Consider the following 19,523-nt stretch of genomic DNA (forward strand, 5'->3'; position numbering starts at 1 on the left):
GCTCAGACTTTCTGCTTCAGGCGGTCCAGCACCAGGCGATAGCCCTGGTGCGGCATTTCCCTGAGGAAGCGGGCGACGCGAACGACGGTGGTCGGACTGGCCCCCGCCTCGGCGGCGATCTCCCGGTAGGACTGCAGATGTCGATCCAGCAGCCGCGCCACCGCCCACCGTTCGGCGAAGGCGCGGAGCTCCGACGGCGTGCACAGATCGGCCAGAAACGCGTCCATCTCCTCGCGCGTCCGCAAACACAACAGGGCGTCATAAAGGGCGAGCCGATCTTCAGCCGCCTTGTGCACGGCCTCGCGGGGCAGGGTGTCGTTCATGCATGTTCCATTATGCTGTAACAGTGAAACGATCAAGCTCTATTAACCGGCAGACGTCGTATTGCCCTTGCGGGTGAGCCGGTCGAAAGTCGGTCCGCTGCATGCATTGCGATTGCGGCGCGGCTGGAAGCGGAGCCCTTGAGCCATCGAGTGGGAATGAAAGGCCCGATCACGGTCGACCCCGGCCACGTCCACGAGTTCGTGGACGCCGGGGCTTTTTACGCATGGCTCGGCAAACACCACGCCAGCGAGGACGAGGTCTGGATCAAGATCCACAAGGTCGCCTCGGGCCTGCCCTCGATCACGCCGAAGGAGGCCATAGACGTGGCCCTGTGCTGGGGCTGGATCGACGCGGTGCGCAAGAGCTTCGATGCGACCAGCTATCTCCAGCGCTACACGCCGCGGACGAGGAAGAGCATCTGGAGCCAGATCAACGTCGACAATGTCGCCCGCCTGACCGCCGAGGGCCGGATGACGGAACACGGCCTGAAAGAGGTCGAGGCCGCCAAAGCTGATGGCCGCTGGGCCCGCGCCTATGGCGGCAGCAAGGACATGGCCATCCCGGACGACCTCCAGGTCGCGATCGACGCCGAACCGAAGGCGAAAGCGATGCTGGCGAAACTCAGCGCCCAGAACCGCTTCGCGCTGGCCTTCCGCACCCACAACATGAAGACCGAGGCCGGGCGGAAGAAGAAGATCGTGGACCTGGTCGAGATGCTGAAGCGCGGCGAGACCCCGCATCCCCAGCGGGAGCGCTGAGGTGCCGGCCGTGTCGGGCGACCTGTTCGGCGCCCCCGCTTCGATAAGGATTGAGCGGCTGTTCCTCGGGCTGATGTTGCCGCCCGATGCGGCCGCGGGCGCGTCGAAGGTGCTGGACGATGCGCGCGCGGATCACAGGCTGAAAGGGTCGGCCGTTCGCCCCGACCGGATGCACGTCACCCTGATCCATGTCGGCGACTATGCCGGTTCGCTTCCGCAGGGTGTGGTCGCGGACATCAGGGCGACCGCAGACGGCCTGTCCGAAGCGGCCTTCGACGTCGCGTTCGACCGCGCCGACAGCTTCGCCGGCGCGCCGGGCAGACATCCGTATGTCCTGCTGGGAGGAGAGGGCGTCGAGGCGCTCAGGGCGTTCCGCGACCGGCTCTTCAGGGCGCTGTTGCGCGCGGGGGTCCGGACGCTGTCCCGGGAAGCCTTCAATCCCCACGTGACCCTGGCCTATGGTGATCAACGGCTGCCCGGAGGCGCCATCGACCCGGTCGGCTGGCGGCCCGCCGACTTCGGTCTGATCCACAGCGAGGTCGGGCGATCAGTCTATCACCCGCTCGCTCGCTGGCCCCTTCGCGACTGAGTCCGTAGGCTGGGTCCGGGAATCGCGCCGGATGCGCGACGGGAGGGAAACCGCATGGCCCGCAAGCCGACGACATCGGATACGCCGCGCCCGCGGACGACCCGGCCTGTGAAGGCCGCGCCCGGCGTCGCCGTCGAGGTCGCGCCGGCGCCCTTCCCCGCAAAGAAGAGGCCGGTCTGGACCCACCTCTATTTCCAGGTTCTGGTAGCCATCGGCCTCGGCGCCCTGATCGGCCATGTCTGGCCCGCGTTCGGCGAGGATCTGAAGCCGCTGGGCGACGCCTTCATCCGGCTGGTGAAGATGATCATCGCCCCGGTGATCTTCCTGACCGTGGCCACCGGCATCGCGCACCTGCGCGACCTCGGCCGGCTGGGGAAGGTGGTGGGCAAGGCCTTCGCCTATTTCCTCACCTTCTCGACCCTGGCCCTGATCATCGGCCTGGTGGTCGCCAATGTGGTGCGGCCCGGCGCGGGCATGAACGTGGATCCGGCCACCCTCGACCCCGCCGCCGTCGGGACCTACGTCCAGAAGGCGCACGAGACCGACATCATCGCCTTCCTGATGAACATCATCCCCGAGACTGTGGTCGGCGCCTTCGCCGGCGGCGAGATTCTGCAGGTGCTGTTCTTCGCGATCCTGTTCGGCATTTCCCTGGCCATCATCGGGGACCGGGCCCAGCCGGTCATGACGGTGCTGGAGAGCGTGTCCGAGGCCTTCTTCAAACTGGTGGCCATCCTGATGAAGGCGGCGCCGATCGGCGCCTTCGGCGCCTTCGCCTTCACCATCGGCCGGTACGGCATCGACTCGGTGATCAACCTCGCCGCCCTGGTGGCGACCTTCTACCTGACCTCGGGCTTCTTCGTGGTGGTGGTCCTCGGCGCCGTGGCGCGGTTCAACGGCTTCTCGATCTTCAGACTGATCCGTTACCTGAAGGAAGAGCTTCTGCTGGTCCTCGGCACCTCATCGTCGGAGGCGGCCCTGCCCAGCCTGATCGAGAAGATGGGCCGCGCCGGTTGCGACAAGTCCGTGGTCGGGCTGGTCGTGCCGACGGGCTATTCGTTCAATCTGGACGGCACCAACATCTACATGACCTTGGCCGCCCTGTTCATCGCCCAGGCATGCGGCGTCGACCTGTCGCTGGGCGACCAGTTGCTTCTGCTGGCCGTGGCCATGCTCAGCTCCAAGGGGGCGGCGGGCGTCACGGGCGCGGGGTTCATCACCCTGGCCGCCACCTTGGCGGTGGTGCCCTCGGTGCCGGTCGCCGGCATGGCCCTGATCCTCGGTGTCGACCGGTTCATGAGCGAATGCCGGGCCCTGACCAACTTCATCGGCAACGCCGTAGCCACCATCGTCGTGGCGCGGTGGGAGAAGGGTCTGGATCGCGACGCCCTGGACCGGGCGCTGTCGGGAACGCCTGGTCCGGTCGTCGCCGGCGCCGTCCAGGCAGACGAGGACTAGCCCCGCGCGGCGCGTTCCAGCTCGGCGATGTTCAGCCGCTTCATGTCCATCATGGCGTCGAACACACGCTTCCGGACGCCCTCGTCGGGATCGGACAGGAGGCGGGTCATCGCATGGGGCACGATCTGCCACGACAGGCCGTAGCGGTCCTTGACCCAGCCGCACTGCTCGGCTTCGGGCACGGTGGACAGGGCGTCGCTCAGGCGGTCGACCTCGGCCTGGTCCTCACAGTCGATCTGCAGGGAGACGGCCTCCGTGAATTTGAACATCGGGCCGCCGTTCAGGGCCGTGTAGCGGCTGCCGGCGAGGGTGAATTCCACCACCAGCACGTCCCCGGCCTTGCCGCTGGGATAGTCGCCGGGCGAACGGACGACGGCGTCGACCCGGGAGTCCGGCAGCAGCGACACATAGAAGCTGGCGGCCTCTTCGGCCTGTTTGTCGAACCAGAGGCAGGGAATGACTTTCTGACGGGGCGCGGGGGCGGTCATGGGGCCTCTCCTTCATTGCTAACGAGGAGAGCATATTAAACTATTCGGTTAAATGCAAATGCGGAGGGGGGCGGCTTGCGGTTCCCGGCCTGGCTGGGCAGACAGGCAACATGACCCCGACCCTCTACGGCATCCCCAACTGCGACACCGTCAAAAAGGCCCGCGTCTGGCTGGCCGGACACGACGTGGCGCATGAGTTCCACGATTACAAAAAAGCCGGAATCGACCGCGCGCGCCTCGAGGGCTGGGTGACCGAGCACGGCTGGGAGACGGTGCTCAACCGCGCCGGCACGACCTTCCGGGCCCTGCCGGACGACGACAAGGCCGACCTGAACGCGGCGAAGGCGGTCGATCTGATGCTGGCCCAGCCGTCGATGATCAAACGCCCGGTGCTGGATCTGGGCGACCGGACCCTGGTCGGGTTCAAGCCCGATATCTACGCCGCGATCCTGACCTAGCGGATCACGCTGAACGTCGCCGGCTCGCCGCCCTGGGCGTCGGCGCTCAGCCAGACGTCGAACAGGCCCGGCTCGACCGTCGGCCGCAGGTCGGACCCGAGGAAGCTCAGGTCGGCGAACCTCAGCGGCAGGGACACCTCCAGGACGCCGCCCGCGGGCACGGTCACGCGGCGGAATCCCTTCAGCAGTCGCACGGGCTGGGTGACTGAGGCGGCCTTGTCGCGAATGTACAGCTGCACGACCTCGGACACGGGACGCGCGCCGGTGTTGGTCAGGGTGACCGTCGCCGTGACCTCGCCGTTCCAGGCCATGGTCGGCGCCGACAGGCGAACCGGCGACCAGCTGACGGATCCGTAGGTCAGGCCATGCCCGAACGGATAGAGGGCCAGATGCGGCGCCTCGCGGAATTTCGCGGTGAATTCGGTGTCCGTGGGCCGCGACGGTCGGCCGGTGGCCTTGTGCGCATAATAGAAGGGCGACTGTCCCGACCTGTGTGGGAAGCTGACCGGCAGCCGCCCCGTCGGGGCATGATCGCCGAACAGGACATCGGCCACGGCATTGCCCGTTTCGGACCCGAGGAACCAGGTGACCAGAATGGCCGGGGCGTCCTTCACCGCGCCCGCCAGCTCCATGCCCCGGCCGTTGCGCAGCAGCACCACCACGGGCTTGCCGGTCGCCGCAACGGCCTCGGCCAGCGCCAGTTGGGGCGCGGGAAGGCCGATGTCGACCCGCGACTTGGACTCGGCCGACATCTCCTGCGACTCGCCGACGGCCAGCAGCACGACGTCGGCCTGGGCCGCCGCCACCACCGCCGCCTCGATCCCGCCGGCCAGCGGGGCCTCGACGTTCGAGCCCTTGACCACGGTCAGGCTGGAGCCCTCGCCCAGCGCCGCGCGCAGGCCCAGTTCCAGCGACACCGCCAGCTTCGGATCCTTGAAGATCGACCAGGGACCGAACAGGTCCGTCGCATCCGCCCCGAACGGCCCGATCAGGGCGTAGCGTTTGCCCGTCTTCGGCAGGGGCAGCAGGCCGCCCTCGTTCTTCAGCATCACGATCGACTTGCGGCCCGCCTCGCGCGCCAGCGCCAGATGCTCGCGGCTGCCGTGGACGCGGCGTTCCATGCGCACGTCCGAGCCGCGGTAAGGATTGTCGAACAGCCCCAGGGCCGCCTTGGTCATCAGCACCCGCCGCACCGCCTCGTCGACGCGCGCCATGGGCACGTCGCCCGACTGGACCAGTTCCGGAATGTGCTTGAGGTACAGACCGCTCTTCATCGACATGTCGACGCCGGCTATCAGGGCCAGCCGCGCCGCGTCGCGTCCGTCTGCGGCGTAGCCGTGGGCGATTAGCTCCTGCTCCGAGGTGTAGTCCGATACCACGAAGCCCGCGAAGCCCCATTCGCCGCGCAGGATGTCGGTCAGCAGCCATCTGTTGCCGCTGGCCGGGACGCCGTTGAGGTCATTGAAGGCGCTCATCGTCGACAGGGCGCCCGCGTCGAAGGCGGCCTTGAACGGCGGCAGATAGACCGAGCGCAGCTCCAGCTCGCTCATGTCCGTGGAATTGTAATCCATGCCCGCCTCGGCGGCGCCGTAGGCGGCGAAATGCTTGGGACAGGCCAGCAACGACGACCAGGCCTTCAGATCGTCGCCCTGGAAGCCGCGGGTGCGCGCCGCGGCGAACAGATTGCCGAGGAAGACGTCCTCGCCCGCGCCCTCGACCACCCGGCCCCAGCGCTGGTCGCGGCCGATGTCGACCATGGGGGCGTAGGTCTGGTGTACGCCCGCGGCTCCGCCCTCGACGGCGGCGGCGCGCGCCGTCCGCATGGCCAGGTCGGCGTCCCAGCTGGCGGCCTCGCCCAGAGGTACGGGAAAGGTGGTGCGCAGGCCGTGGACGATGTCGGCGGCGAACAGCAGGGGAATGCCCAGCCGGCTGTCCCGCACCGCCATCTCCTGCACCATCCGGGTGTTTCCGGCGCCCACGCCGTTGAACAGGGCCCCGATCCGGCCGGCGCGGATGTCGGCGGCGACGGCTGACTGATCCGGGTTGAGGTCGCCGGGGTTCACCCCCTCGGGCCGCCAGCGGAAGGGGTCGTTCAGCAGGTTCAGCTGGCCTGCCTTCTCCTCGATGGTCATACGCGCGATCAGGCCGTTGACCCGATCCAGGTCGGCCGCAGCCTGCGCCGCCGCGATCCTCGGCGCCATGACCATGCCGGCGGCCATCGCGCCTCCGGCGAGGAGCATGCGGCGGGTCGGGGCGGGGAGGGAGGCGTGACGCATGTAACCGGTTCCGCAAGCTGTGGGAGGCAGACCTAACGGCCGGGGCCGGTCCCGCCTAGTCCGCCCCGATCACATCCCGTTGCGCGGGAGGACCGTTCGACCGGCCAGCCAGTCGATCAACGCCGCGCGTTCCGCAGCCGACCCGCCCTGATAAGGCATGGCTGTTCCCGGCACGACGGCCTCGGGATCCGCCAGATAGCGGTCCAGCGTCGGCCCATCCCAGACCAGACCTCTCTGGCCCGCCGCGCGCATCGCGTCCGAATAGGCGAAGCCCGGCACAGTCCCCGCGCGGCGCCCGAACACATCCTTCAGGTGGGGGGCCGGCATGGCGACATCGTCCGGCCGCAGCGAATGGCAGGCCGCGCACCGTTGGAACGCGCGCTCGCCCGCGTCCGTCAGGGTCCGTGGCTCGGACCCGGCCAGCGCCATGAACAGGAGCCAGAACGCCGCCACGCCTCAACCGCCGTGCCGGATGACCACCAGCCGGTCCGTGCCCGACTCCGCGCCCCAAACCTCTCCGGGGCGGCCCAGCATCTGGCGCACATTGGCCCCCGGCCGATCGCTGGGAAAGCTCTGGAAGGTCTCCGTGGCCGGGTCGAACCGGACGATGGCATTGGCGCCGAAGTCGGTCAGCCAGACCTTGTCCGTCTCGTCGACATAGACGGAATAGGTCTTCGGCGCCTCGCCCGGCAGTTTCCAGGTCCGCCAGCTGGCGTCGCGCGGGTCATGGACGCTGACGTTGCCGCTGTTCCACTCGCTGACCCAGATCCGGCCGTGGCTGTCGGACCAGACCCGGCGCGCGCCCTGGTTCGGCGTCGGGGGCTCGACGATGGTCGCCTCGCCGGTGTCGAGATCCACCTTCGCTATGTGGTTGCCGGCGAGAGAAGCGTACCAGACATCGCCGGACGGCGTGGTGGTGATGCCGTAGGGGCCGCGGCCGCGCGGGGCGGCCCAGACCCTCATGTCGTCCGTCGCCGGGTCCAGCCGACCATAGAAGCCCGTCTGGCCGGTGAACCAGATGCGGCCGCGATGATCGAAGGTGGCGGTGTTCAGGTTCACTGGTCCGGTGTCCGCCGGCAGCGGCCAGACCTTGACCTCGCGCGTGGCCCGATCGACCCGGACGATGGCGTTCTGGCCGCCGTCGGTGATCCAGGCGTTCCCGTCGGGCCCGACGATGACGCCGTGAGGGGCCGAGCCCTCGCCGAGCGGAACAATGACGGTCTCGCCGGTGTCGGGATCAAGGACGCCGTGGCCGCCGCCGCGCTGAACGGTCCACCAGACCTCGCCGTCCGGGGTGACGGCGACGTCGTGAGCGCGGCCGCCGGGCGGAACGGCGTAATAGCGCACCTCTTGCGCCAGCGTGGGGCTGACGAGGACCATCGCGATCACTAACGGGGCCGCGAACCCGGAAAGGCGGCGGATCATGGCGCTCTCCTTGCGTTCCTGTCGCGACACCATAGCCGAATGGAGGCGGGCGATTCGACCGGGTCGCGCCCGTTCAGCCCTCGACCTCGGCTTCCGGTCGGTCATGACCGTCGGCGCGTTCGGTGATCCAGCGGCCCGAGGCGTCGGCGTATTCGATCAGGGAATCCTCGTCCGGCACCTTCTGCTCGCGGGCCGCGGCCGCCGCGGCGGCGCGGGCGGAGTCGTGGTCGGGATAGGTTTCGGAATAGGTGCCGCCCAGCTGATAGGCCCAGCCTCCGTCGTGTTCGACGATGCGATAGGTGATCTGAACCATGGGGCAGGCTCCGGCTGGGCGTGGGAGGAAGTGTCGGCTAGCGAACGCGGGGCGACAAGGGCCGTTGCACGCGAATTCCTCCCCGACCCGCGTGGAATATCTTCGCCGGGGCGCATCCGCTGGCGGCGCCGGCGCCGACTACCCTATGAAAGTTCGGGCAAGGCGTCCGGCGCATGAGGGGTGACGACGATGGAAGATCTGTTTCGTTCTTACTGGTGGCTGCTGTTCCCGCTGGCCTGGTTCGTGTTCGGCGGCTTCTCCAGCTTCCTGAACTACCGGCGTCAGAAGGATACGCTGAAGCTGATCCAGACCTATGCCGAGCGGGGGCAGGAGCCCCCGGCCGCGCTGCTGAAAGTGCTGGAACGGCCGATCGACGCGGACGACGATTCCTGGCACTCGCGCCGGGATGGCCGGCCCGGCGACGGGTCCTGGTTTTCGGTGGTGCTGTTCGGCGTGATGTCGGCGGGTTTCGCCTACGCCAGCTGGGCTGACATCTATGGAGCCCAGGAGGCCTTTCTGATTGTCAGCTTCGTGCTCGGGGCCCTGTGCCTGGCCTCGCTGGTCTCGGCCTTGCGCAGCGGCGGGCGCGGTCCGCGGGCCTGATGCCGGCCGGGGATCAGGGACATGGGGGGACTGCAGACCGACGCCGAGTTGGTGGGCCGTGCGCTCGCCGGCTCGGACGCGGCCTTTTCGCGGCTGGTCGAGCGGCACCAGGCCGCGGTGCGAGCGTTTCTGCGCCGCATGCTGGGCGGGGGCTGGGCCGAGGCGGACGATGTGGCCCAGGACGCCTTTCTCGCGGCCTGGGGCTCGCTGCGCTCGCTGAAGGAGCCGGCCGGGGTCCGCGCCTGGTTGTGCGGCATCGCCTGGCGCAAGGCCCAGGATCGCATCCGGTCCTCCCGGCGCAGCGCCGCACGCGACACCATCTGGCTGGAGACGGTCGAGACCCCCGCCGGGGTTTCGCCGGAAGACCGGATGTCCGTCGCGGGGGCGATGGCCGACCTGCCGCCCGACGTTCGCGCCTGCGTGGCCCTGTGCCTGGCCGACGGCTGGTCGCACGGCGAGGCGGCGATGGCCCTGGGCTTGCCTCTGGGTACGGTGAAGTCGCATGTTGCACGGGGAAGGGCGCGTTTGCTCAAGGCGCTGGGAGGTCCGGATGACGCCTGAACAGAAACTGTCCGCCCTGTTCGCCGCCGAGGCTCCGCCCGCGCGCGATTACGCCTTTCAGGTCCGGATCGCCCAGGCCATCGCCCTTCGTCGGGCGTGGATGACCGTGGCCGCCCTGGTTCCGTGGGGCGTGGCGTCTGTCGCCGTGCTGTGGGCCCTGATCCCGGTGGTCGGACCGATGACCGAAAGCCTTGGCCCGGCGCTCGAACCCGCGGCGGCCATGTTGGCCGGGGCGGCGGTCACCGCCGTCGCCGCCCTGTGGCTGTCCCGCCGCTTCAACGGACGCTCGCGCAAGCCATTCATCGCTCGCTGACGGTCGCCGCGGCGGCTGGGCCGCCTTACGAAAGTTTCACGAGCGCGTTCGCATCCGTACGGCCCCGCCAACGCCTCTTGTCGTCAGAAGGCCGAAGCATCACGCTCCGGTTTCGAACAAGAGGGGATACCCACATGGAAGACTTCATCCCGCTGGTGGCCATTCTGTCGGTCTTCGGCACCATCACCGCCATCGCCTTCGGCCCCGCCTATCTCAAGTCGCGCGAGAAGCGCGAAATGCAGGCCACCGTGCGCCACGCCATCGACAAGGGTCAGCAACTCCCGCCCGAGCTCATCGACGCCATGACGAAGGATGTGGCCAGCAAGCTGCCTTCGCGGACGCGGGACCTGCGCCGCGGCGTGATCTGGCTGGCTGTCGGCGTCGGCATCGCCGCCTTCGGCTTCCTCAGCGATCTGGGCTGGGACCACCACGAGATGGATAACATCGGCAACGGCCTGCTGGGCGTGGCCGCCATCCCGGCCACCATCGGGCTGGCCTTCATCGTGCTCAGCTTCTTCAACTCGAACAAGGAATAGGACCGGGCGGACGGGGGAAGCATGATGACCCAGCCCTTGGTCGACCGGCACGACGTCGAGCTCGCCGCCCTCGCGGCGGCGGGCGGGCGGCGGGAGTTCGGCGAGTTGGTGCGCCGCCACGGCTCGGCGGTGCGCGGTCTGCTGCGGCGGATGGGGGCCCAGGCTTCCCTCGCCGACGACATCGCCCAGGACGCCTTCATCCAGGCGTTCGAGCGGTGCGCGGAGTTCCGCGGCGAAGGCACCTTCGCCGCCTGGGTCAAGCGGATCGCTGCGCGCCTTTACATCAAGCGGGTCGCCAAGGAAGCCCGCTACATCGCTGAAGTCGAACAGGAAGATATCGCGCCCGCCGCCGATCATGCGGGCCTGATGGACCTCGATGAAGCCCTCAAGGGCCTGAGCGAGCCCGAACGACTGTGTGTCTCCCTTTGTCACGGGGCCGGCATGGCGCATCCCGAGATCGCCGCCGCCCTGAATTTGCCACTCGGCACGGTGAAGTCTCATGTCAAACGTGGTCTGGATAAACTCCGCGCGCGGCTCCAGCCGCAGCAGTCCCTGGGGAGCACGCAGCATGTCGGCTGACGAGTTCGATCCCTTTGTCGAGCGCCTGTTTGCGCGCGCGCCCCAGATGCCCGATTCCGCCCTGTTTACGGCGCGGGTCGAGCAGCGGCTGCAGAAAGGCTCCCGCGTCCGCTTCCTCGCCCTCGGTCTCGCCGGCGTCGTCGGCGGCGTGGTGGCGGTGCGCGAAACCATGAGCGTCGACCTCGGAAATGGCGAGGGCGTCGTGGCCGGCAATGCGTTGGGCCAGGGTATCCGCAGCGCGTCGCTCAACGCCCAGGGCGCGGTCCAGTCGGGTCTCGACCAGCTCGGTCTGGCCAATCTGGAACTCGGCTCCATGGGCGGGATGCAGATGTTCTGGATCGCCGCCGGCGCCCTGATCGCCCTCGCCGCCGCCGGGGTGATGAAACTGTCCCAGGATGTGTGACCGCCTCCCGTCATCCCGCGAGGGATGACGGGGATGGCCTCCGCGACTATCTAGGAGGCCCGAACAGGAGGCCCTCCCCATGTCCAGCCAGAAGCAGGAAGCGGTCAAACGCATCTCGGCGCCTGACATCCGCGCCCGCAAGGGGGGCGAGCCCATCGTCTGCCTGACCGCCTATGACGCCCCGACCGCCGCCCTGCTGGACGACCACTGCGACCTGCTGCTGGTCGGGGACAGCGTCGGCATGGTGGTCCACGGCATGCCCAACACCGTCGGGGTGACGCTGGAAATGATGATCCTGCACGGCCAGGCCGTGATGCGCGGCTCGCGCCGGGCCATGGTGGTCATCGACATGCCGTTCGGCAGTTATGAGGGCGGCAAGGAACAGGCCTACCAGAACTGCGCCCGGGTGATGAAGGAGACCGGCGCCCAGGGGGTGAAGGTCGAGAGCGGTCCGACCGTCGCCGAGACCATCGCCTATCTGGTTCAGCGCGGCATTCCGGTCATGGGCCATGTCGGCCTGCGTCCCCAGGCGGTGCTGACCGACGGCGCCTTCAAGGCCAAGGGACGCACCGACGAGGAGCGGCTGCGCGTCCTGAGCGAGGCCGAGGCCACCGCCGACGCCGGGGCCTTCGCCGTGGTGATCGAGGGCGTGGCCGAAGGCCTGGCCCGCGAGATCACCCTGGCCATCGACAAGCCCACCATCGGCATCGGCGCCTCGTCCGCCTGCGACGGCCAGATCCTGGTCACTCCGGACATGCTGGGCCTGTTCGACTGGACCCCCAAATTCGTCCGCCGTTACGCTGATTTGCGCGGCGATATCGACCGCGCGGTCGGCGCCTACGCCGCTGACGTCAAGGCCCGCCGTTTTCCTGCCGAAGTCGAGACCTACTTCTCGAAAAAGCCCGTCACGCCCTAAGCGGCGCGTTGCGGGCGGCAAGCTGACCCTCTAGGGTCCGGCCGGACTGAATTTCAGCGGCCTATTTCCGTTTTCTGGGGGCGACGTATCCGTGGTTGATGTCTTCGAGCAGGTCGAGGAGGAGCTTCGCTCCGACCGCTACAAGCGGCTGGCCCGCACCTGGCTGCCGATTGTCGGCGGCGTGCTTCTGGTCGCCCTCGTCGCGGCCCTGGCCGTCTGGGGCTGGGACAGCTGGCAGACGTCCAAGGCCGACAAGGCTTCCGTCGCCTACGACCGCGGCCTCGAGTCCCTGCAGGCCGGCAATCCGGTCGGGGCTGACGCCGCCTTCGTCCAGGCCGCCAAGGAAGGCAACGACGCCTACAAGGTCATGGCCCTGATGCAACGCGCCGGAATCGCTCTCGAGGCCAACCGCATTCCCGACGCCATCCGCTTGCTGGACGAAGCGGCCAAGGCGTCGCGGGATGCGCTGCTCTCCGACCCCGCCGCCTACAAGGCCGCCCTGCTGGCCATGGACACCGAAACCCTGGCGCAGATCGAGGCCCGCCTCAAGCCGCTGACCGACCCGGACCGTCCGCTCAGCCCCTTCGCCGTGGAAGCCCTGGCCATGGCCCGGCTCGAATACGGCCAGACGGCGGCGGCTCGCGAAGCCTTCGTACTGCTCAAGAACGGTCTGGATACGCCGGAGATCGTCAGCCAGCGCGCCGACCTGGCCATCGCGGCCATCGATTCCGGCGCCGCCGCCAATCTCAAGCGCATCACCGGCGCCCAGGCCGCTCTTCCCGCCCCCATCGCCCCGGTCGCGCCCGCCGGGCCTGGCGGCCCCGCTCCCGCCGCTCCGGCTCGCCCGTGATCACCGTTTTCAGGACGTCACCCATGAATCGCGTGCTTAAAGTCGTTCTGTTGAGCGGGCTCGCCGCCGCCGTCGCCTCGTGCAGCACGGTACGGAACGTCCTCCCATTCGGTCTTGGCCGGACCGACGAACCCCAGGCCCGGGCGAGCGAGGGTCAGCGCATCTCGGTGCTGGAGTTCGAACAGCAGCTGGCTCCGTCGGCCGCCCTGTCCGGTCGCGACTTCTTCATTCCCGGTCCCCAGGCGGCGATCGCCTGGACCCAGCCGGGGGGCAATGCCGAGAATTCGGTCGAGCATGTGATCGCCGCGCCCGATTTCACGGTCGCCTGGCGACGCGGCGTTGGCGCGGGCTCCTCGCGCACGCGTCAGATCATGGCTCCGGTCGTGGCCGACAACGGCCGCGTCTTTGTGCTGGATGGCGAAGCCACCGTCTCGGCGCTCGACGCCGGCTCGGGCTCCACGGCCTGGAAGGCCAACGTCAAGCCCGACGAACCCGAATTCCGGCGCAGCATGTTCAGCTTCGGGCTGGGCGGCGGATCGACCGGCGGCGGCTTCGGCGGCGGCGTGGCGGTCGGCGGCGGCAAGGTCTTCGTTTCGTCCGGCTATCGCACCGTCACCGCCCTCGACCAGGCGTCGGGCGCCGTGATCTGGACGACTCCGGTCGATGTGCCGATCCACGGCGCTCCCACGGTGTCGGGAAACCGTGTCTTCGTGGTCGATGTTGAGAACCAGATACAGGCCTTCGACGTCACGACGGGCGAACAGGACTGGTCCTACCGCGGCATCCCCGAGCCGGCCCGCATCCTGCGCGCTTCCAGCCCGGCCGTGACCGGCGACACGGTGATCGCCCCGTTTTCCTCGGGCGAGGTCGTCGCCTTGCGCGCCTCGACCGGCCAGGCCGTCTGGCAACAGGTCCTGTCGCGCACCAGCCGCACCAGCGCCCTGTCGGAGATCCGCGACATCGCCGGCCGGCCGGTGATCAGTCGCGGCGTGGTCTATGCCGTCAGCCACTCCGGCGTGCTGTCGGCCCTGGATATCCGCTCGGGCCAGCCCAAATGGACGCTGCCGGTCGCCGGCGTGAACGCGCCCCTGCCGGTCGGCGACGTGGTCTACGTCGTGTCCAAGAATGGCGAGCTGACGGTGATCAACAGGGACAGCGGCCAGATCTACTGGACCCGCGACCTCAACGAGAGCCGCGTCCGCCAGGAAGGGGGCCTGCTCGGCTTCTTCGACCGCACCGTGCGGCCGGAGTGGTCGGGTCCGCTGATGGCTTCCAATCGCCTGGTGCTGACCAATTCGGACGGGGAACTCGTCGCCTTCGATCCCAAGACCGGCGCCCAGACGGCGTCGATCCGGCTCGGCGGCCCCGCCTATCTCGCGCCGGCCGCCTACAACGGCGCCCTTTACGTCCTCACAGACAACGGCGACCTCGTCAGCATTCGCTGACGTTTACACCCCGAACTGCGTTAGAAGGCCGACATGGCTCTCAAAGTCGCCATCGTCGGCCGCCCCAACGTGGGCAAGTCGACACTGTTCAATCGTCTCGTCGGCAAGCGCCTCGCGCTGGTTGATGATCGCCCGGGCGTGACCCGCGACCGTCGCTACGCCGACGGCAACATCGGCGACATGGACCTGACGCTGATCGACACCGCCGGCTATGAGGACGTCACCGACGACAGCCTCGAATCCCGCATGCGGGAACAGACCGAGGCGGCGCTGGAAGACGGCGACCTGATCCTGTTCATGATGGACGCCCGCGAAGGCGTGACCTCGCTGGACCAGATCTTCGCCGATCGCCTGAGGAAACAGCACAAGCCCGTCATCCTGCTGGCCAACAAGTCCGAGAGCCGCGAGAGCGGCGGCGGCATCGGCGAGGCCTATTCGCTCGGCTTCGGCGAGCCGGTCGCCATCTCGGCCGAGCACGGGGAGGGCATGGCCGATCTCTACGCCGCCATCGTCGCCGCCAGCGCCGATATCTTCATCGAGGAGGTCGACGAGCCCGACAAGCCGATCCGCATCGCCATCATCGGGCGCCCCAACGCCGGCAAGTCCACCCTGATCAACCGCCTGATCGGCGAGGACCGCATGCTGACCGGCCCCGAGGCCGGCATCACCCGCGACTCCATCTCGGTCGACTGGGAATACGAAGGCCAGAACATCCGTCTGGTCGACACCGCCGGCATGCGCCGCAAGGCCCGGGTGCAGGAGAAGCTGGAGAAGCTGTCGGTCGCCGACACCATCCGCGCCATCACCTTCGCCGAGGTGGTCGTGCTGGTCATGGACAAGGACGACGCCTTCGACACCCAGGACCTGCAACTGGCGGACCTGGTCGAGCGCGAGGGCAGGGCGCTCGTCTACGTCGCCGCCAAATGGGACCTCGAGACTGAGCCCCAGTCGAGACTGGCCAAGCTGACCCAGATGGCCGAGGACAAGCTGCCCCAACTGAAGGGCTCGCCCTTCGTGGCCCTGTCCTCACACAGCGGCCGCGGCGTCGAACGGCTGATGCCGGCCGTGCTTCAGGCCCACGCCACCTGGTCGGTCAAGGTCAAGACCAAGGACCTGAACACCTGGCTGGCCCTGGCCACCCAGAGGCATCCGCCCCCCGCCGTCGACGGCAAGCGGATCAAGCCCAAATACATGGCCCAGACCAAGGCCCGCCCGCCGACCTTCGTGCTGATGGCCAGCCGCGCCGAGTCCATGCCCGAGCAGTACAAGCGCTATCTGGTCAACAACCTGCGCGAATCCTTCGACCTGCCGGGCACGCCGATCCGGCTGATCGTCAAGTCGGGCACCGAGAACCCCTATGCGCCCGGCGGCTCCAAATCGGGCCCCGAACGCTACAAGGGCGACGCCAAGACCGCGCCGCGCAAGGTCATCAAGAAGGCCGAACGCGCCGAGATGCTGTCCAACCTGCCCGGCAAGGCGCTGGAGCAGAGGAAGGCCGGCAAGACCAGGCTGAAACCGCTGGCCGGCCTCAAAGCCAGCGCCAACAAGAAGGCCGGCTCGTCGGTCGCCGTCCAGAAGGGCGCGCGGGGCGGGGCGCGTCAGGTATCGCGGTCCGGGCGGGTGCGGACGGGTCAGAAACATCTGCCGAAGAAGTAGGCGTCCCGTTGACGCCGCCGCCGCTTCTCGCCGATCCTCGCGCGAAGGTGGAGGAACAATCGTGGCGTTTTCGACGGGACTCATCGCAGCCTTGGCGCTTCTGGCGTAAGGCGGAACAGGCTAGGATACCACCTGCGCGGAGCCGGCCATTCCGGTCGTCGAGCGTCCGGCGAAACCCGTGCGCCCGTCGCCGCCATCCTGCGTCGACGAAGCGCGCAGCCGCCATACCTGCACCAACCGGGTGATCGGCGCCTACAACGCCGAAATGGAGCGTTACGGCCAGTCGTTCGATGCATATGTCGCCGCGGTCAACGGCTACGGCAGGAAGCTCGCCGCCTATGTCGAAGCGGTGAACGCCTATGTCCAGTGCGAACAGCGCGTGGTCATGCCGTCGCCCTTGATTGAGGGCTAGCGTCCCGCCCGTCTTTGACGCATCGCGGACAACGACGCTAGGTTGGCTGATCTCGGGAGGGTTCAAGATGCTCAGGTCGGTCCTGGCCACTATCGCCGGCGTGGTCATCGCCTTCATCCTCGTCTTTCTGGGCGACATGCTGTCCCAGTCCCTCGCCGTGTCCGCTGGGCCCGCGCCCACCGACATGAACGATCGCGCGGCAATGGAGGCGTATGTGGGGGGGCTGCCGACGGCGGTGTTCATCGTCATGCTGACGACGTGGACGGTCGCCGCCTTCGCCGCCGCGGCCTTCGCCGCCCGCTTCGGCCGTCGCGGCGCCTGGCCGGGCTGGGCCGCCGCGGGCCTGTTCCTGTGCGCCACCGCCGCCAATCTGTTCCTGATTCCCCATCCGGCGTGGATGGCGATCGCGGGCGTTGTGCTGGTCGTGGCCGCCGGCTGGTTCGGGGCGCGGGCCGGATCGACCGGATTTCTGCGCGCGGCCTAGATCAGCGCCGCCACAGCCGGTCCGCCTGACCAGTCCTTGAAGCTTACCTCCAGTGGCGGCTCCCGATCGCCCCGCGCCAGTTCGACCATGAGCGGGCCGATCGCCGACGGATGGGTGAGCTCTTCCGGATCCTCGCCAGGATAGGCCTGGGCCCGCATCTGGGTGCGCATCCGGCCCGGATCGACGATGGCGATCCGCACGGGCGTGGACTCGATCTCGTCGGCCCAGCATTTAACCAGGGCCTCCGCCCCCGCCTTGGTCGCGGCGTACATGCCCCAGAAGGCCTTGGGCGCAGCGGCGACGCTGGTCGTGATGTAGACGGCGCGACCGGCCCCGGACGCCTTGAGCAGGGGCTCCAGCGAGCGGATCAGGCGGTAAACGGCCGTGAAATTGGTCTTTTCGACCTTGGCCCAGACGCGCGGATCGGCGTGGCTGACCGGCGTCAGGCCGGATGCGCCCAAGGTCGCCGCCGCCTGCACCCAGATGTCGAGCCGCCCGAACCGTTCGTGGATCGCGCCTCCGAGCCGGTCGATCGCTCCGCCGTCGACCAGATCGAACGGGATCAGGGTCGCGTGCTTGCCGGTCGCCGCATAGATGGCGTCGTCCAGCTCCTCCAGGCCGCCGACGGTTCGCGCCGTGGCGATCACGTGCGCGCCGGCCTTCGCCAGCGCCAGGGCGCTCTCGTAGCCGATGCCACGCGAGGCCCCGACGACGAGGGCGATACGGTCCTTGAGGGGGATGTCAGTCATGCGCGCCTGATAGCGCGCGCGCCGGTCCGGCGGAAGCTAGAAGCCGGCGGCCGGTTGCCACAGGCTGAAGCTGACGCCCTGGTCGTCGCAGACCACCGCCGTCGTTCCCGACCGGCTCTCGGAAGGGACCGCTGCCTTGCCGCCCAACTCCACGACCCGGGCGCACAGCGCCTCGATGTCGTCGACACGGAAATACAGGTGCGGATTGTCCTTGGCCCGTTCGACCTTGGTGAAGCCGAACGGCGGCTGGGCGCCCGCCACGTGGGCGTAGGTCGGATGCGATTCGGCCTCGTCGAAGGTCCAGCCGAACAGGGCGGAATAGAAGGCTCTCGCCTTGTCGAGGTCCTCGGTGTCGATGGTGAAGTAGCCGAGCTGGATCATGCTGGCTTAAGCGCTGACCAGCAGCGAAAGTTGCCGCGCGGCAACCTCGCGCCCGCCTTCCTCTATCTCGCGGTCGAGCAGGCGGGTGGGGTATTCGCCGGTGAAATAGTGATCCGTGAACTGCGGGTTGCGCGGATCGCGCGGACCCGCCTCCATCGCCTGGTACAGGCCGTCCACCGACAGGAAGCCCAGGGAGTCGACCTCCAGATAGGCCTTCATCTCCTCCAGCGTCTTGTTGGCGGCGATCAGCTGGTCCCGTTCGGGCATGTCGATGCCGTAGAAGTCCGGCCACAGGATCGGCGGCGAGGCCGAGCGCAGGTGCACCTCGGTCGCGCCGGCGGCCCGGACCGCCCGCACCAGCTTCACCGAGGTCGTGCCGCGCACGATGGAATCGTCGATCAGCACCACCCGCTTGCCTTCCAGCACCGAGCGGTTGGGGCTGTGCTTCATCCGCACCCCCTTCTGCCGGGCGCCCTGGCTGGGCTGGATGAAGGTGCGGCCCAGATAGTGGCTGCGAATGATCCCCATCTCGTAGGGAATGCCGCTCTCCTGGGCATAGCCGAGCGCCGCCGGAACGCCGCTGTCGGGCACCGGCACGATCACATCGGCCTCGACCGCGTGTTCGCGGGCCAGCGTCATGCCCATTCGCTTGCGCACGCCATAGACCGAACGGCCGTTCACGATCGAGTCGGGCCGCGAGAAATAGACGTATTCGAACAAACAGGGCCGGGCCCCGCGGGTCGGGAAGGGCTTGAGCGACTTCAGCCCCTCGTGGTCGATGACGATGACCTCGCCATGCTCCACGTCGCGTTCGAAGGTCGCGCCGATGGTGTCCAGGGCGCAGGTCTCGGAGGCCAGAACCCAGGCCTCGCCGAGGCGGCCGAGCACCAGCGGACGGATGCCCAGCGGGTCGCGGGCTCCGATCATCTTGGACCGCGTCTGGCAGACCAGGGCGTAGCCGCCCTCGATCCGGCCGATGGCGTCGATGAAGCGGTCGACGATCTTGGCCTTCCGGCTGCGCGCAATGAGGTGGAGGATGACTTCGGAATCCGAGGTCGACTGGAAGATGGCGCCTTCGCCGACCAACTGGTTCCGCAGGTAGAGGAAGTTGGTCAGATTGCCGTTGTGGGCGATGGCGATGCCGCCGCTGTCCAGATCGGCGAACATCGGCTGGATGTTTCTCAGGAAGGAACCGCCCGAGGTCGAATAGCGCGTGTGGCCGATCGCCGCCGAACCCGGCATCCGCTCTGACAGGTCCGACCCGCCGAACGCCTCTCCGACCAGGCCCATGTGCCGTTCGGTGTGGAAGCGCGTCTCGTGCACGCTGGCGATGCCGCAGGCTTCCTGGCCGCGATGCTGCAGGGCGTGGAGGCCGAGCGCCACGACGGACGAGGCGGCGTTCTTTTCCGCACCCCAGACGCCGCAGACGCCGCATTCGAGACGCGGCCGATCGTCGTCCGGGTCGCGATCATGGGCCCGGTGGACGACCGGGTCGGCGATGGAATGCACGGGACTGCTCATCGTGGGGCTCCGATGACGCGGGAAC

At 68.5% G+C, this 19,523-nt stretch carries 25 protein-coding genes; 16 read left to right on the forward strand and 9 right to left on the reverse strand.

The window, feature by feature from the left end; genetic code table 11:
* Positions 1-2: 2 nt before the first annotated feature.
* Positions 3-323 carry a YerC/YecD family TrpR-related protein gene (locus Q8Q71_RS01260; protein WP_305757832.1) on the reverse strand — a complete coding sequence of 107 codons (321 nt, stop codon included), beginning with the start codon at positions 321-323 and terminating at the stop codon, positions 3-5.
* 156 nt (positions 324-479) lie between these two features.
* Between Q8Q71_RS01260 and Q8Q71_RS01265 the strand changes: the two genes are divergently transcribed.
* From Q8Q71_RS01265 to Q8Q71_RS01275, 3 genes are read left to right on the forward strand one after another with little or no spacing between them, the layout of a single operon-like run.
* Positions 480-1,082, forward strand: coding sequence for a YdeI family protein (locus Q8Q71_RS01265; protein WP_305757833.1), 603 nt, complete (start codon positions 480-482; stop codon positions 1,080-1,082).
* A gap of 1 nt (position 1,083) precedes the next feature.
* Positions 1,084-1,671 (forward strand): 2'-5' RNA ligase family protein, encoded by a 588-nt coding sequence (locus Q8Q71_RS01270; RefSeq protein WP_305757834.1) that lies wholly within the window; start codon positions 1,084-1,086, stop codon positions 1,669-1,671.
* A 54-nt stretch (positions 1,672-1,725) separates the two neighbouring features.
* A complete protein-coding gene (locus Q8Q71_RS01275) occupies positions 1,726-3,129 on the forward strand; it encodes a dicarboxylate/amino acid:cation symporter (protein ID WP_305757835.1) in 1,404 nt (467 codons plus the stop codon).
* Here the strand turns inward: Q8Q71_RS01275 and Q8Q71_RS01280 are convergent.
* On the reverse strand, positions 3,126-3,617 hold the full coding sequence (locus Q8Q71_RS01280) for a VOC family protein (protein ID WP_305757836.1): 492 nt from the start codon (positions 3,615-3,617) through the stop codon (positions 3,126-3,128). The genes Q8Q71_RS01275 and Q8Q71_RS01280 overlap by 4 nt on opposite strands.
* A 110-nt stretch (positions 3,618-3,727) precedes the next feature.
* Here Q8Q71_RS01280 and Q8Q71_RS01285 point away from each other — a divergent pair, with 110 nt between their 5' ends.
* On the forward strand, positions 3,728-4,075 hold the full coding sequence (locus tag Q8Q71_RS01285) for an arsenate reductase (RefSeq protein ID WP_305757837.1): 348 nt from the start codon (positions 3,728-3,730) through the stop codon (positions 4,073-4,075).
* Here Q8Q71_RS01285 and Q8Q71_RS01290 read toward each other — a convergent pair.
* The 4 genes from Q8Q71_RS01290 to Q8Q71_RS01305 form a co-directional block, all read right to left on the reverse strand.
* Positions 4,072-6,351 (reverse strand): glycoside hydrolase family 3 N-terminal domain-containing protein, encoded by a 2,280-nt coding sequence (locus Q8Q71_RS01290; RefSeq protein ID WP_305757838.1) that lies wholly within the window; start codon positions 6,349-6,351, stop codon positions 4,072-4,074. The genes Q8Q71_RS01285 and Q8Q71_RS01290 overlap by 4 nt on opposite strands.
* Before the next feature lie 69 nt (positions 6,352-6,420).
* Positions 6,421-6,780 (reverse strand): cytochrome c family protein, encoded by a 360-nt coding sequence (locus tag Q8Q71_RS01295; protein WP_305757839.1) that lies wholly within the window; start codon positions 6,778-6,780, stop codon positions 6,421-6,423.
* 27 nt (positions 6,781-6,807) lie between these two features.
* Positions 6,808-7,776 carry a lyase gene (locus Q8Q71_RS01300; RefSeq protein ID WP_305757840.1) on the reverse strand — a complete coding sequence of 323 codons (969 nt, stop codon included), beginning with the start codon at positions 7,774-7,776 and terminating at the stop codon, positions 6,808-6,810.
* A 73-nt stretch (positions 7,777-7,849) separates the two neighbouring features.
* Positions 7,850-8,089 (reverse strand): hypothetical protein, encoded by a 240-nt coding sequence (locus tag Q8Q71_RS01305; RefSeq protein WP_305757841.1) that lies wholly within the window; start codon positions 8,087-8,089, stop codon positions 7,850-7,852.
* Positions 8,090-8,278: 189 nt separating this feature from the next.
* Between Q8Q71_RS01305 and Q8Q71_RS01310 the strand changes: the two genes are divergently transcribed.
* From Q8Q71_RS01310 to Q8Q71_RS01365, 12 genes are all read left to right on the forward strand, one after another.
* A complete protein-coding gene (locus tag Q8Q71_RS01310) occupies positions 8,279-8,692 on the forward strand; it encodes a hypothetical protein (protein WP_305757842.1) in 414 nt (137 codons plus the stop codon).
* A 21-nt stretch (positions 8,693-8,713) separates the two neighbouring features.
* Positions 8,714-9,253, forward strand: a complete 540-nt coding sequence (locus tag Q8Q71_RS01315) for an RNA polymerase sigma factor (protein WP_305757843.1) — start codon at positions 8,714-8,716, stop codon at positions 9,251-9,253.
* Positions 9,243-9,566, forward strand: a complete 324-nt coding sequence (locus tag Q8Q71_RS01320; RefSeq protein WP_305757844.1) for a hypothetical protein — start codon at positions 9,243-9,245, stop codon at positions 9,564-9,566. The genes Q8Q71_RS01315 and Q8Q71_RS01320 overlap by 11 nt, the downstream gene beginning before the upstream one ends.
* A 134-nt stretch (positions 9,567-9,700) precedes the next feature.
* Positions 9,701-10,102 carry a DUF6249 domain-containing protein gene (locus Q8Q71_RS01325; protein WP_305757845.1) on the forward strand — a complete coding sequence of 134 codons (402 nt, stop codon included), beginning with the start codon at positions 9,701-9,703 and terminating at the stop codon, positions 10,100-10,102.
* Between the two features lie 24 nt (positions 10,103-10,126).
* Positions 10,127-10,681, forward strand: a complete 555-nt coding sequence (locus Q8Q71_RS01330) for an RNA polymerase sigma factor (protein WP_305757870.1) — start codon at positions 10,127-10,129, stop codon at positions 10,679-10,681.
* Positions 10,671-11,084, forward strand: coding sequence for a hypothetical protein (locus Q8Q71_RS01335; protein ID WP_305757846.1), 414 nt, complete (start codon positions 10,671-10,673; stop codon positions 11,082-11,084). The genes Q8Q71_RS01330 and Q8Q71_RS01335 overlap by 11 nt, the downstream gene beginning before the upstream one ends.
* A gap of 79 nt (positions 11,085-11,163) precedes the next feature.
* Positions 11,164-12,000: a 3-methyl-2-oxobutanoate hydroxymethyltransferase gene (panB, locus tag Q8Q71_RS01340; RefSeq protein WP_305757847.1), complete on the forward strand. Its 837-nt coding sequence runs from the start codon at positions 11,164-11,166 to the stop codon at positions 11,998-12,000.
* A 91-nt stretch (positions 12,001-12,091) separates the two neighbouring features.
* Positions 12,092-12,850 carry a tetratricopeptide repeat protein gene (locus Q8Q71_RS01345; RefSeq protein ID WP_305757848.1) on the forward strand — a complete coding sequence of 253 codons (759 nt, stop codon included), beginning with the start codon at positions 12,092-12,094 and terminating at the stop codon, positions 12,848-12,850.
* A 23-nt stretch (positions 12,851-12,873) separates the two neighbouring features.
* A complete protein-coding gene (locus Q8Q71_RS01350) occupies positions 12,874-14,295 on the forward strand; it encodes a PQQ-like beta-propeller repeat protein (protein WP_305757849.1) in 1,422 nt (473 codons plus the stop codon).
* A 33-nt stretch (positions 14,296-14,328) separates the two neighbouring features.
* A complete protein-coding gene (gene der / locus Q8Q71_RS01355; protein ID WP_305757850.1) occupies positions 14,329-15,951 on the forward strand; it encodes a ribosome biogenesis GTPase Der in 1,623 nt (540 codons plus the stop codon).
* Positions 15,952-16,129: 178 nt separating this feature from the next.
* Positions 16,130-16,363, forward strand: a complete 234-nt coding sequence (locus Q8Q71_RS01360; protein ID WP_305757851.1) for a hypothetical protein — start codon at positions 16,130-16,132, stop codon at positions 16,361-16,363.
* A gap of 67 nt (positions 16,364-16,430) precedes the next feature.
* Positions 16,431-16,847, forward strand: a complete 417-nt coding sequence (locus Q8Q71_RS01365) for a hypothetical protein (RefSeq protein ID WP_305757852.1) — start codon at positions 16,431-16,433, stop codon at positions 16,845-16,847.
* Here Q8Q71_RS01365 and Q8Q71_RS01370 read toward each other — a convergent pair.
* The 3 genes from Q8Q71_RS01370 to purF are packed head-to-tail and all read right to left on the reverse strand — an operon-like array spanning position 16,844 to position 19,498.
* Complete coding sequence (locus Q8Q71_RS01370; protein ID WP_305757853.1) at positions 16,844-17,596, reverse strand: SDR family NAD(P)-dependent oxidoreductase; 753 nt, start codon at positions 17,594-17,596, stop codon at positions 16,844-16,846. The genes Q8Q71_RS01365 and Q8Q71_RS01370 overlap by 4 nt on opposite strands.
* 36 nt (positions 17,597-17,632) lie before the next feature.
* On the reverse strand, positions 17,633-17,977 hold the full coding sequence (locus Q8Q71_RS01375; RefSeq protein WP_305757854.1) for a VOC family protein: 345 nt from the start codon (positions 17,975-17,977) through the stop codon (positions 17,633-17,635).
* 6 nt (positions 17,978-17,983) lie between these two features.
* Complete coding sequence (gene purF, locus Q8Q71_RS01380; protein ID WP_305757855.1) at positions 17,984-19,498, reverse strand: amidophosphoribosyltransferase; 1,515 nt, start codon at positions 19,496-19,498, stop codon at positions 17,984-17,986.
* Positions 19,499-19,523 lie beyond the last annotated feature (25 nt).

This window comes from Brevundimonas sp. (assembly GCF_030704825.1).
In the GTDB taxonomy this organism is placed as follows: domain Bacteria; phylum Pseudomonadota; class Alphaproteobacteria; order Caulobacterales; family Caulobacteraceae; genus Brevundimonas.

Bases quoted from the DNA above. Each gene is read 5' to 3' on its own strand.
- Q8Q71_RS01325 (WP_305757845.1), top strand. From the start codon at position 9,701: ATGGAAGACTTCATCCCGCTGGTGGCCATTCTGTCGGTCTTCGGCACC.
- Q8Q71_RS01305 (WP_305757841.1), bottom strand. From the start codon at position 8,089: ATGGTTCAGATCACCTATCGCATCGTCGAACACGACGGAGGCTGGGCC.
- Q8Q71_RS01295 (WP_305757839.1), bottom strand. From the start codon at position 6,780: ATGGCGCTGGCCGGGTCCGAGCCACGGACCCTGACGGACGCGGGCGAG.
- panB (WP_305757847.1), top strand. From the start codon at position 11,164: ATGTCCAGCCAGAAGCAGGAAGCGGTCAAACGCATCTCGGCGCCTGAC.
- Q8Q71_RS01310 (WP_305757842.1), top strand. From the start codon at position 8,279: ATGGAAGATCTGTTTCGTTCTTACTGGTGGCTGCTGTTCCCGCTGGCC.
- Q8Q71_RS01370 (WP_305757853.1), bottom strand. From the start codon at position 17,596: ATGACTGACATCCCCCTCAAGGACCGTATCGCCCTCGTCGTCGGGGCC.
- Q8Q71_RS01315 (WP_305757843.1), top strand. From the start codon at position 8,714: ATGGGGGGACTGCAGACCGACGCCGAGTTGGTGGGCCGTGCGCTCGCC.
- Q8Q71_RS01275 (WP_305757835.1), top strand. From the start codon at position 1,726: ATGGCCCGCAAGCCGACGACATCGGATACGCCGCGCCCGCGGACGACC.
- purF (WP_305757855.1), bottom strand. From the start codon at position 19,498: ATGAGCAGTCCCGTGCATTCCATCGCCGACCCGGTCGTCCACCGGGCC.
- Q8Q71_RS01285 (WP_305757837.1), top strand. From the start codon at position 3,728: ATGACCCCGACCCTCTACGGCATCCCCAACTGCGACACCGTCAAAAAG.
- der (WP_305757850.1), top strand. From the start codon at position 14,329: ATGGCTCTCAAAGTCGCCATCGTCGGCCGCCCCAACGTGGGCAAGTCG.
- Q8Q71_RS01375 (WP_305757854.1), bottom strand. From the start codon at position 17,977: ATGATCCAGCTCGGCTACTTCACCATCGACACCGAGGACCTCGACAAG.
- Q8Q71_RS01335 (WP_305757846.1), top strand. From the start codon at position 10,671: ATGTCGGCTGACGAGTTCGATCCCTTTGTCGAGCGCCTGTTTGCGCGC.
- Q8Q71_RS01320 (WP_305757844.1), top strand. From the start codon at position 9,243: ATGACGCCTGAACAGAAACTGTCCGCCCTGTTCGCCGCCGAGGCTCCG.
- Q8Q71_RS01350 (WP_305757849.1), top strand. From the start codon at position 12,874: ATGAATCGCGTGCTTAAAGTCGTTCTGTTGAGCGGGCTCGCCGCCGCC.
- Q8Q71_RS01330 (WP_305757870.1), top strand. From the start codon at position 10,127: ATGACCCAGCCCTTGGTCGACCGGCACGACGTCGAGCTCGCCGCCCTC.
- Q8Q71_RS01365 (WP_305757852.1), top strand. From the start codon at position 16,431: ATGCTCAGGTCGGTCCTGGCCACTATCGCCGGCGTGGTCATCGCCTTC.
- Q8Q71_RS01290 (WP_305757838.1), bottom strand. From the start codon at position 6,351: ATGCGTCACGCCTCCCTCCCCGCCCCGACCCGCCGCATGCTCCTCGCC.
- Q8Q71_RS01260 (WP_305757832.1), bottom strand. From the start codon at position 323: ATGAACGACACCCTGCCCCGCGAGGCCGTGCACAAGGCGGCTGAAGAT.
- Q8Q71_RS01265 (WP_305757833.1), top strand. From the start codon at position 480: ATGAAAGGCCCGATCACGGTCGACCCCGGCCACGTCCACGAGTTCGTG.
- Q8Q71_RS01280 (WP_305757836.1), bottom strand. From the start codon at position 3,617: ATGACCGCCCCCGCGCCCCGTCAGAAAGTCATTCCCTGCCTCTGGTTC.
- Q8Q71_RS01300 (WP_305757840.1), bottom strand. From the start codon at position 7,776: ATGATCCGCCGCCTTTCCGGGTTCGCGGCCCCGTTAGTGATCGCGATG.